This window comes from Kitasatospora sp. NPDC091257 (genome assembly GCF_044757675.1).
Taxonomy (GTDB): domain Bacteria; phylum Actinomycetota; class Actinomycetes; order Streptomycetales; family Streptomycetaceae; genus Kitasatospora; species Kitasatospora lactacystinica.
In genome coordinates this window covers 3,817-14,538 of record NZ_JBIVVI010000072.1, presented here as the reverse complement: position 1 = coordinate 14,538, position 10,722 = coordinate 3,817, and the positions used below count along the sequence as shown (strand labels likewise).

The window sequence follows — 10,722 nt, the reverse complement described above, 5'->3', positions numbered from 1 at the left end:
GGTGGTGGCCGTGCCCGAGGGGGACGGGGAGCCGGTCGGCGGGCCGGACGGCGAGGGGGACGACGTGGGCGGGCTCGACGTGGTGGGGGCCGCCGTGGGCGAGGTGTCGGCGGAACCGGTCGGCGCCGGCGCCGAGGACGGCGACGGATCGGCCGGGGAGGAGGCGGAGCCACCGCGGTTGTGCGGTCCGCCCTCCAGGGTGACCACCGCCTGCGAGGGCGGCAGCGCGATCCGGGCGGTCCAGTGCGCGGTCGGCGCCTGGTCCTCGTCCACGGTGACGATCACGGTGATCCGTTGGCCGGGCGCCAGGGTGCCGGAGTCGCGGCTGAGCCGGAGCCAGCCGGCCTCCGTCACCGCGTGCCAACGGATCTCGGTGGTGCCGGAGTTGGTGAGGGTGAGGATGGTCCGGCTGCCGTACTCGCCGGCCTCGACGGTGAGCAGCCCGGCCGGGGCGGGCTCTCCGGTGCCCGTCGCGGAGGCCCGGTCGACGGATGGGGCCGGTGCGGCGACCAGGGCCGGGCTGTCGAGCGGGGTCGCGCCGTGGGCCGGGACCGGGATCACCGAGCCCTGGAAGGTGAGCCGCGGAAACCCGGGAAGCAACGTTTCTGCACCGTCCACACCGGCACCATCCGCGACCATCCCGACCCCGGCCCCCGCCAGCTCCAGCCCGGGCATGCCGGGCGCACCCGACCCCGTCGGGCCGTCCACCGCGGGCCGTGGCCCCTGCCCGGCGGGCCGCCCGGCCCCGTCCACCCGCACCGCCGACACCGAGGCCGCGGAACCCGATCCGCCGCCGCCCCGGTGCCCGGCCCAGAGCGCGATCACCGGCGCCGCCAGGACGGCCGCGAGCACCCCGGTGGTCACCACCCGCCGGCGCACCGCCAGCCCGCGCCCCGCGTCCGGAGCCCGGTGCCGGGGGAAGCCGCTCTGGTCGAACCGCAGCCCCGGCTCCGCCACCCGAGCAGCCGCCACCCGAGCCGCCGTCGCCGGAGCAGCCGCCGCCCGAACGGCAGCCGCCCGGGCGGTCGCCGCGCCGGTGACCGCGCCGGTGACCGCGGCGGTCCCGGAGCTGTCCACCGGAGCGCGCAGCAGCGCCAGCCCCGACAGCCCGGCCGCACCCTCGGCGGCCTCGTGCGCGGCCACCCGCTCCGCCGTACCCCGGCAGGTCGGGCAGTCCAGCACGTGCTGCACCAGTTCCCGTCGCAGGGCCGGGCCGAGCACCCAGTCCCGCCAGGACTCCGCCCCGGCACCGCCGAGCCGGTCCAGCTCCGGGCAACTGCCCACGCCGAGCACCAGCAGTGCCGCCCTGGTCCGGGCGACCTCGGCCTCGGCTCCGGCCAGCAGTGCGCGGGTCCGCTCGAACGGCAGGCCCAGCACCGCCGCCACCTCCAGCGGGGTCAGCCGGTGCCGGACGGACAGCTCCAGTGCCTCGCGCTGTTCCGGGTCGGTGCCGGCCGCCTCGGGCCAGGCGAGCGAGGACAGCTCGCGCCGCCGCCGGGCCGCCTCGGCCCCGGTCTCGTCCGTCTCGGCCTCGTCCGGTGCGGCGCCGGTCGCCGCCGCCCGCCCGGTCCCGGTCCCGGTACCCGCCACGGCCGGGCCACCGTCCGCGAGCCGGCGCAGGCAGCAGTACCGGGCGAGCGAGAACAGCCAGGCGCGCAGCAGCCCGGGCTCGGCGAGCCGGGCGCCGTGCCGCCGGGCCAGTTCGCGGACCTCGCGCAGGGCGTCGGCGGCCGCGTCGTGCTCGCAGAGCACCGAGAGGCAGTAGGTGAACAGGCCGTCCACCTGCCGGTCGTACGCCGCGAGCGCGGCGCCGGCCCGCTGTTCGACAGGCCCGGCCGAGCCTGCGGCCCCGGAGCCCGCGGCCCCGGCCGACTCGGCGGGCCCGACCGCCCCGGTCAGCCACCGAGACCTCTCCGGCCGGCCCGACCACCCAGGCCCGACCGCCCCGGTCGGCCCAACAGTTCTCGTCGTCACCCGTCCGACGGTAGAGAACGCGGACGGCTGACTCCGACCATTCGCCGCGTATGTACTTCTTTCGGGTAACAACATCGTCCATCTGTCTGGATGCGCGGCGGGCCCGCCGGCGGCCCGTCGTTGTCACACCCAGGCGCTACGGTGGGCCGCATGCCTCCGCGTTCCAAGACCACCGCCAAGCCCCGCCCGGCGTACCGATGCACCGAGTGCGGCAACCAGCTGCCCAAGTGGGTCGGCCGCTGCCCGGAGTGCAACGCCTGGGGCACGGTCGAGGAGTACGGCGCGGTGCCGATCCGCACGACGGCCGCGGGTCCGGTCAGCGCGCCCGCCCGCCCGATCGCCGAGGTGGACGGCCAGGTCGCGACGGCCCGTTCGACGGGCGTGCCGGAGCTGGACCGGGTGCTCGGCGGCGGCCTGGTGCCCGGCGCGGTGGTGCTGCTGGCGGGCGAGCCCGGCGTCGGCAAGTCCACCCTGCTGCTGGACGTCGCCGCCAAGGCGGCCACCGCGCAGCACCGCACGCTCTACGTCACCGGCGAGGAGTCGGCCGGCCAGGTCCGGCTGCGCGCGGACCGGATCAACGCCCTCTCCGAGCACCTCTACCTCGCCGCCGAACAGGATCTCGGCGCGGTGCTCGGGCACATCGAGGCGGTCAACCCCGGCCTGCTGATCCTGGACTCGGTGCAGACCATCGCCTCCGCGGAGCTGGACGGCGCCCCCGGCGGCCCGGCCCAGGTCCGCGAGGTGGCGGGCGCGCTGATCCGGGCGTCCAAGGAGCGCGGCATGGCCACCCTGCTGGTCGGCCACGTCACCAAGGACGGCCAGATCGCCGGTCCGCGCCTGCTGGAGCACCTGGTGGACGTGGTGCTGAGCTTCGAGGGTGACCGGCACGCCCGGCTGCGGCTCATCCGCGGGGTCAAGAACCGCTACGGCGCCACCGACGAGGTGGGCTGCTTCGAGCTGCACGACGAGGGCATCGTCGGCCTGGCCGACCCGTCCGGCCTCTTCCTGACCAGGCGTGACAAGCCCGTTCCCGGCACCTGCCTCACCGTCACCCTGGAGGGCAAGCGCCCGCTGGTGGCCGAGGTGCAGGCGCTGATGGTGGATTCGCAGATCCCCTCGCCGCGGCGCACCACCTCGGGCCTGGAGTCCCCCCGGATCGCGATGATCCTGGCCGTGGTCGAGCGGCACGGCGGGGTGAAGCTCGGCAAGCAGGACATCTACACCGCGACGGTCGGCGGGGTGAAGCTGACCGAGCCGTCCGCGGACCTCGCGGTGGCGCTCGCGGTGGCCAGCTCGTCCACCGACACCCCGCTGCCCAGCAACCTGGTGGCGATCGGCGAGGTCGGCCTGGCGGGCGAGGTGCGGCGGGTGACGGGTGTGCAGCGGAGGCTCGCCGAGGCGCACCGGCTGGGCTTCACCCACGCCCTCGTCCCGCCGGACCCGGGCAAGGTGCCGCCGGGCATGAAGGTGGTCGAGGTGGCCGACATCGGCGAGGCGCTGCGGGCCATCCCGGGCCGCCGCCGCTCGGCCGCCAAGCCGCGTACCGAGCCGCGCGGTGAGGCACCGTCGGCGCCGCCGGCCCCGCGTTCCGCCCGGGCCGCGGACCGCCCCGCGGCGTACCCCGAGGAGCTGATGGAGGGCTGGGAGCCGCTGGACTCCGACGAACTGCGCTGACCCAAGCCCTGCCGAAGCCGCACACAGTTAGACTTTCCCCAGTCTCATTGGCCAAAAGGCAGTACCGAGCGGTACTGAGCGACAGAGCAACAGACCGCGGACCGGCGCACGGCGTGAGGCGCGCGGCACGGGTCGACCGGAGGAGTCACGTGGCAGCCAGCGACCGGGGGGCGGACAAGGCCTCCCGCGAGGAGGCCCTGCTGCGGGCCTCCCTCACCGCCATCGCGCCCGGTACCGCGCTTCGTGACGGCCTGGAGCGGGTCCTGCGGGCCAACACCGGCGGTCTGATCGTGCTGGGCTTCGACAAGACCGTCGAGTCCCTGTGCACCGGCGGCTTCGTCCTGGACGTCGAGTTCAGCGCCACCCGGTTGCGCGAGCTGTGCAAGCTCGACGGCGCGGTGGTGCTCGACAAGGACATCACCAAGATCGTCCGGGCCGGCGTGCACCTGATGCCGGACTCGACCATCCCCACCGACGAGACCGGCACCCGCCACCGCACCGCCGAGCGGGTCAACCGGCAGACCGGCTACCCGGTGGTCGCGGTCTCGCACTCGATGCGGCTGATCGCGATGTACGTCAACGGCACCCGCCGGGTGCTGGAGGACTCCACCACCGTCCTGTCCCGCGCCAACCAGGCGCTGGCCACCCTGGAGCGCTACAAGCTGCGCCTGGACGAGGTGGCCGGCACGCTCTCCGCGCTGGAGATCGAGGACCTGGTGACGGTCCGGGACGTCACCGCCGTGGCCCAGCGCCTGGAGATGGTCCGGCTGATCGCCACCGAGATCGCCGGCTACGTGCTGGAGCTCGGCATCGACGGCCGGCTGCTCTCGCTCCAGCTGGACGAGCTGATCGCGGGCGTGGAGCCGGAGCGCGAGCTGGTCGCCCGGGACTACTTCCCGGAGCGGGCCGCCAAGAAGGGCCGGACGGTCACCGAGGTGCTGGCCGACCTGGAGGCGCTCACCCACGCCGAGCTGCTGGACCTCCAGACCGTCGCCAAGGCGCTCGGCTACTCGGGCTCGCCGGAGTCGCTGGACTCCGCCGTCTCGCCGCGCGGTTACCGCCTGCTGGCGAAGATCCCGCGCCTGCCCAACACGGTCATAGAGCGCCTGGTCGAGCACTTCGGCGGCCTCCAGAAGCTGCTCGCCGCGAGCATCGACGACCTGCAGACCGTCGAGGGCGTCGGCGAGACCCGCGCCCGCTCGGTCCGCGAGGGCCTGTCCCGCCTTGCCGAATCGTCCATCCTGGAGCGCTACGTCTGACCTGACGCGCAGCCGTACGGACACCCGAACTCGGCGACGGCCCCCGGGGACAGACCTCCCCGGGGGCCGTCGCACGTCCGCACGAACCGGAGCCGCACCGAACGGGAGCCGTGCCGCGCCGAAGCGCGGAGCACCGCGGAGCACCGCACCGAACCCGCCCCCGGACGCGACGGAGCCCCCGGCCGCGCGGCGGCCGGGGGCTCCAGGAAAGTTGACCGGTTCTCAGCTGTCCAGTCGGATCGAGGCCCGCGCCGAGACCTTGTCCCCGGAGAGCCCGGTGAGCTCCGCGAGCACCACGTAGGTGCCGCTCGGCGGCGGCGTCTGGTCGGCGGTCGCGCACTGCGGCTTGCTGCGGCTGCGGTCCCAGGTGAAGGTCTCGGTCTGGCTGCCGTTCGCGCCGAGCTGCACCCAGATGTTGCCCTTGTCGGCCGGGCAGTCACCGGAGGACCAGACCCGGTCGTTGGTGCTTCCGCTCACCGTGATCACGGAGGCGGTGCGGCCCAGGTCCACCCGGCAGTTGGTGCCGGAGGAGTTCTTGACCGTCAGGGCCAGCCGGGGCTTGTCCTTGGGCTGGTACGAGTTCTGGGTGCCGGCCAGCTCCAGCGCCACCTGCGAGGAGGCGCAGACCGGCAGCGCCATGATCTCGGGGGTGTTCACGGCCGGAGCACCGCCCGTGCCGCCGCCGGCCGTGCCGCCGCCCGTACCGCCGCCGGTCGCCGGCGCTGCGCCGCCTCCGGGGGCCGGGTTGGCGCCGCCGGTGCCGGTGCCGCCGCTGAGGTTGACCTCGGTGCCGCCGCCGCCCGCCACCGGGCCGCCGGTGCCGCCGCCAGGGCGTGCCGCGGGGCCGCTCGGGGAGGCGCCGGGCGTGATGGCCTGGGCCGGGGTCTGGTTCTGGGACTGGGACGGAACGGCCTGTGCGGCGTTGCCCGGTGAGCCGCCGTCACCGCCCCCGCCCGGGTCGATCATCAGCCAGGCGATCAGGGCGACGACCGCCGCGGCGGCGACGAGCACGACGATGCGCCGACGCCAGTAGATCGAGGCCGGCAGTGGTCCGACGGGTTGACGCAGAGAAGGCACGATCAAACTCTACGAGACTGTGTGTGGCGATTGACTCACCAACACCGCACAGTCGCCCCTTCCTTCACATGATCCGCCATTTGATCCGTTCGAGCGAGCTCCAATCGGACGATTTCCGGAGCTTCCCCGGGAGGATCCGGAGTGGCCCGATCCACTTCGGCCCGGTCGGCGGGCATGGGAGGATCGAAGGGCCATGACTGCCATCACCACCCCCTCCGTCCCTGTCTCCGCCGCCGACGCCGCCCGGCTGCCGATGCCCCTGCCGCTGTTCCACTCGACCGTCCTGGACTGGTACGAGGCGAGCAAGCGGGACCTGCCCTGGCGGACCCCCGACGCGACGCCCTGGGCGGTCATGGTGAGCGAGTTCATGCTCCAGCAGACCCCGGTCAAGCGCGTGCTGCCCGCCTGGGAGGCCTGGCTCACCCGCTGGCCGACCCCGGCCGCCCTCGCCGCCGAGCCGTCCGGCGAGGCGGTCCGGATGTGGGGCCGGCTGGGCTACCCGCGCCGGGCGCTGCGCCTGCACGCGGCCGCGGTGGCGATCACCGAGGAGCACGGCGGCGAGGTCCCGGACGACCACGCCACGCTGCTCTCGCTGCCCGGGGTGGGGGAGTACACCGCCGCCGCCGTCGCCTCCTTCGCCTTCCGCCAGCGGCACGTGGTGCTGGACACCAACGTCCGCCGGGTCTTCGCCCGCGCGGTGACCGGGGTCGAGTACCCGCCCCAGGCGACCACCGCGGCCGAGCGCCGCACCGCCACCGCGCTGCTGCCGGACGACGCGGAGACGGCGGCCACCTGGGCGGTCGGCGTGATGGAGCTGGGCGCGCTGGTCTGCACCGCGCGCGGCCCGGAGTGCGGGGACTGCCCGCTGTTCACCGCCTGCGCCTGGCAGCGGGCCGGCCGCCCGCCGTACGAGGGCCCGGCCCGGCGCGGTCAGTCCTACGAGGGGACGGACCGCCAGGTGCGCGGCAAGCTGCTCGCGGTGCTGCGCGAGGCGCACGGGACGGTGCCGCAGGCCCGGCTGGACGCGGTCTGGCCGGACGCGGTGCAGCGGGCCCGGGCGCTGGACGGCCTGGTGGCGGACGGCCTGGTCGAGCCGGTCGAGCAGGGCGTCTACCGGCTGCCCCAGTAAGCGGCGGAACACGACGGCGCCCCCGGGAGGACGAACCTCCCGGGGGCGCCGTACGGGCGGGACCATCAGACGGCCGCCGCCTCCAGCGAGGACTCGGCCGGCTTCTCGCCCTTGCCGGTCCCGCGCAGCGGCACCTCGCGGAGGAACACCGCCGCGGCGATCGCGATCACGGCCACGCCCGCACCCCACAGGAAGACGGTGTGCATGCCGTTGGACACCGCGTGGTTGTAGGCGTCCTGGACGTAGTCCGGCAGCTTGTGCAACTCCTCCAGGCTGCTCTGCTGCGGGTCCTTCATGCCGCCCGGGGGCATCGGCTTCCCGGCCAGCATCTCCGCCATGGTGTCGGTCACCCGGTTGTTGAACAGCGCGCCGAACAGCGCGACACCGAAGGAGCCGCCGATGGTGCGGAACAGGGTGGCGGTGGAGCTGGCCACGCCCATGTCCTTGAGCTCGACGCTGTTCTGCGCGACCAGCATGGTGATCTGCATCAGGAAGCCCATGCCGGCGCCGAGCACGACCATCCAGCAGGCCGAGGTGAACCTGCTGGTCCCGATGCCCATGGTGGAGAGCAGGATCAGGCCGGCGGTCATCACGACGGTGCCGATGATCGGGTAGATCCGGTACTTGCCGGTCTTGGTGACGGCCTGGCCGACCACCAGCGAGACGATCAGCATGCCGAACATCATCGGCATCAGCAGCAGACCGGAGTTGGTCGCCGAGGCGCCCTGGACCGTCTGCTGGTAGAGCGGCAGGAAGACGGTCGAGCCGAACATCACGAAGCCGACGATGAAGCCGATGATCGAGACCAGGGTGAAGTTCAGGTTCCGGAACAGGCTGAGCGGGAGCATCGGCTCCTCGGCCCGCTGCTCCACGTAGCAGAAGGCGATCAGCGAGGCGGCGGCGAGCGCGGTCAGGCCCAGGATCTCCTTGGAGCCCCAGGCGTACTGCTGGCCGCCCCAGGTGGTGATCAGCACCAGCGAGGTGATGCCGGTGGTGAGCAGCACGACGCCCGCGTAGTCGATCTTGGCGGTGTTGCGGACCTTCGGCAGCTTCAGGGTGACGACGACCACGGCGAGCGCGATCACGCCGAGCGGCAGGTTGATGTAGAAGGTCCAGTGCCAGCTCAGGTGGTCGGTGATGAAGCCGCCGGCCAGCGGGCCGCCGATGGTGGCGAGGGCCATCACCGCGGCGAACATGCCCTGGTACTTGCCGCGGTCGCGCGGCGGGACGAGCGCGCCCATGATCGACATGACGCCGACCATCAGACCGCCGGCGCCCAGGCCCTGCACGGCGCGGAAGCCGATCAGCTCGTTCATGTTCTGCGCCAGGCCGGACAGCGCCGAGCCCACCAGGAAGATCACGATCGAGGTGAGGAAGGTGCCCTTGCGGCCGTACATGTCGCCGAGCTTGCCCCAGACCGGGGTGGAGGCGGCGGTGGCCAGGGTGTAGGCGGTGACCACCCAGGACAGGTGCTCGCCGCCGCCGAGGTCGTGGACGATGGTCGGCATCGCGGTGCCGACGATCAGGTTGTCGAGCATGGCCAGCAGCATGGTGACGACCAGACCGACCATCACGAGGCGGATCTCGCGGGGCGACCGCGGTTGCTCCTCCTCGGCCGTCTTGTCCTCCGGTACCGGGCCGGCGGTCTTGGACTGTGACATGAGGTGGGGTCTCCCGGAGCGTGGTTCGGACGGAGCGTCGTGCCGTGCGGCGGCTCACTTACTTGTCGCCCGGCTAGTTTATCGACCGTCGGCACGGTAGGTTGTTTACTAGCCGGTCGTCAAGCCAGTTTCCCGACCGGCCTTCTGGGCAGGGAGAATGAGTCCGGGGCGGCCGCCGTCCCGGGGTCCGCAGTAGTCACCGACGCAGTCATGAGGCAGGCCATGGGCACTCCGCACAGCCCCCGCAGCGACACCCGGGCTCGCATCATCGAGGTGTCGCTGGAGCTCTTCTCCGAGCAGGGCTACGAGCAGACCTCACTGCGCGAGATCGCCGACCGCCTGGGTGTCACCAAGGCCGCGCTCTACTACCACTTCAAGACCAAGGACGACATCGTCCTGGGCATCGTCGAGCGGATGGCCGCGCCGATCGACGAGACCGTCGCGTGGGGCCGCCAGCAGGTCTGGAGCCCGGAGGTGCGCGACGAGCTGATCCGCCGCTTCGCGGACGGGATGGCCGAGCGGGCCCCGTTGCTGCGCTTCTTCCACGAGAACCAGCCCGCGCTGCGCGAGTCCCCGGCCGGGCTGGCCTTCAGGGATCGCATGATCACCATGATGCAGCTGGTGCACGGGCCGGACGCGGACTTCCACGACCGGCTGCGGGCCGCGATGGCGCTGTTCACCGTCCATTCGTCGCTGTTCCTGGTCAAGCAGGACAACGCGGACTGCGGTCACGCCCCGAACGTGTGGGGCGAGCGGCTGCCCCCCGCCGACCTGGACGAGGCGATCGGCGCGGCCCGGGACATCGCGCTGGAGATCGGCGCCCGGATCAGCCACCCCGCGCCCGGCGCCGGCTGAGCGCCGCAGGGCGGCTCAGAAGTTCGTGACGCCGTGCCCCGCGAGGTAGGCGATCGGGTTGACCACCGCGCCGTAGCGGTTGCTGGTGCGGATCTCGAAGTGCAGGTGCGGCCCGGTCGAATTGCCGGTGCTCCCGGACATGCCGATCCGCTCGCCCGCGGACACCCGCCCGCCGGCCGAGACGGCGACCGAGGACATGTGGGCGTACTGCGCGAAGTGCCCGTCCGCCAGCCGCAGCACGACCTCCTTGCCGTACGCGCCGTCCCAGCCGGCCGACACCACGGTCGCGTCGCCGACCGCCAGCAGCGGCGTGCCCGGGGCGACCGCGAAGTCCACCCCGGTGTGGTACCCGGCCGCGTAGCTGCGGTTGGGCTTCCCGTACGGGTTGCTGGTCGGTGCGTTCGGCACCGGCGCCGACCATCCGGGAGCCGGGGCCGGCCCGGGATCGGGCGCGGGTCCGGGCTCGGGAGCCGGCTCGGCGGCGACGTCCGGTTCCGGTTCCGGTTCCGGTGCCGGTTCCGGTGCCGGCGGGTCGAACGGCAGCAGGTTGGCCGCCACGGCCACGGACTGCTGCGCGGAGTCGCCGTCGTCGGGCAGCTTGTACGCGCTGGGTCCGGCCACCTGGACCAGCCCCGCGCTCGGCACGTCCACCGTCGGCACGGTGAAGGCCGAGCTGCCCGGGGTGGTGGGCAGCACGGTCTGCGCCGAGGCCGAGCCCGGGGTGGCGACCAGCAGCACGCCGGCGAGCAGCACGGCGGCCGCTCCGGCCGAGACCAGCGCGTGGTCGTGCTCGGCCCGCTGCCGGCTGCCGGGCAGCGTGGTGTGCCGGGGCGATCCGAGCGTGCGCAGCGGTGCGGCGTGGGTACGGACGGCGTGGTCGAGCCGGGGCTGCCAGGCCGCGGCCTGAGCCGCCGCACGGGCGGCGAGCGTGCGCAGCGGTGCGGCGTGGGTACGGACGGCGTGGTCGAGCCGGGGCTGCCAGGCCGCGGCCTGGGCCGCCGCACGGGCGGCGAGCGTGCGCAGCGGTGCGGCGTGGGTACGGACGGCGTGGTCGAGCCGGGGCTGCCAGGCCGCGGCCTGGGCCGCCGCACGG

General features: G+C 74.0%; 8 protein-coding genes. 4 read left to right on the top strand and 4 right to left on the bottom strand.

The genetic code is table 11. The annotated features are described in order from the left end of the window. On the bottom strand, positions 1 to 1,974 hold a 1,974-nt coding region (locus ACIQOV_RS05635; RefSeq protein ID WP_401045250.1), incomplete at its 3' end, for a hypothetical protein. Between the two features lie 150 nt (positions 1,975 to 2,124). Between ACIQOV_RS05635 and radA the strand changes: the two genes are divergently transcribed. After that, positions 2,125 to 3,648 (top strand): DNA repair protein RadA, encoded by a 1,524-nt coding sequence (gene radA, locus ACIQOV_RS05630; RefSeq protein ID WP_401045247.1) that lies wholly within the window; start codon positions 2,125 to 2,127, stop codon positions 3,646 to 3,648. Positions 3,649 to 3,848: 200 nt separating this feature from the next. After that, positions 3,849 to 4,907, top strand: coding sequence for a DNA integrity scanning diadenylate cyclase DisA (disA, locus tag ACIQOV_RS05625; RefSeq protein WP_188306273.1), 1,059 nt, complete (start codon positions 3,849 to 3,851; stop codon positions 4,905 to 4,907). A gap of 222 nt (positions 4,908 to 5,129) precedes the next feature. On the opposite strand, the gene ACIQOV_RS05620 is transcribed toward disA, so the two are convergent. Beyond that, entirely contained in the window at positions 5,130 to 5,984 is an 855-nt protein-coding gene (locus ACIQOV_RS05620; protein ID WP_401045244.1) for a hypothetical protein, read from the bottom strand. A 193-nt stretch (positions 5,985 to 6,177) separates the two neighbouring features. Here ACIQOV_RS05620 and ACIQOV_RS05615 point away from each other — a divergent pair, with 193 nt between their 5' ends. After that, on the top strand, positions 6,178 to 7,113 hold the full coding sequence (locus ACIQOV_RS05615) for an A/G-specific adenine glycosylase (protein WP_401045241.1): 936 nt from the start codon (positions 6,178 to 6,180) through the stop codon (positions 7,111 to 7,113). Between the two features lie 65 nt (positions 7,114 to 7,178). On the opposite strand, the gene ACIQOV_RS05610 is transcribed toward ACIQOV_RS05615, so the two are convergent. Next, entirely contained in the window at positions 7,179 to 8,774 is a 1,596-nt protein-coding gene (locus ACIQOV_RS05610) for an MDR family MFS transporter (protein WP_401045238.1), read from the bottom strand. Between the two features lie 222 nt (positions 8,775 to 8,996). On the opposite strand from ACIQOV_RS05610, the gene ACIQOV_RS05605 reads away from it, so the two are divergent. Continuing rightward, a complete protein-coding gene (locus tag ACIQOV_RS05605; RefSeq protein ID WP_380542235.1) occupies positions 8,997 to 9,629 on the top strand; it encodes a TetR/AcrR family transcriptional regulator in 633 nt (210 codons plus the stop codon). Positions 9,630 to 9,644: 15 nt separating this feature from the next. Here ACIQOV_RS05605 and ACIQOV_RS05600 read toward each other — a convergent pair. Continuing rightward, the coding region (locus ACIQOV_RS05600) for a M23 family metallopeptidase (RefSeq protein ID WP_401045236.1) at positions 9,645 to 10,722 on the bottom strand (1,078 nt) is incomplete at its 5' end.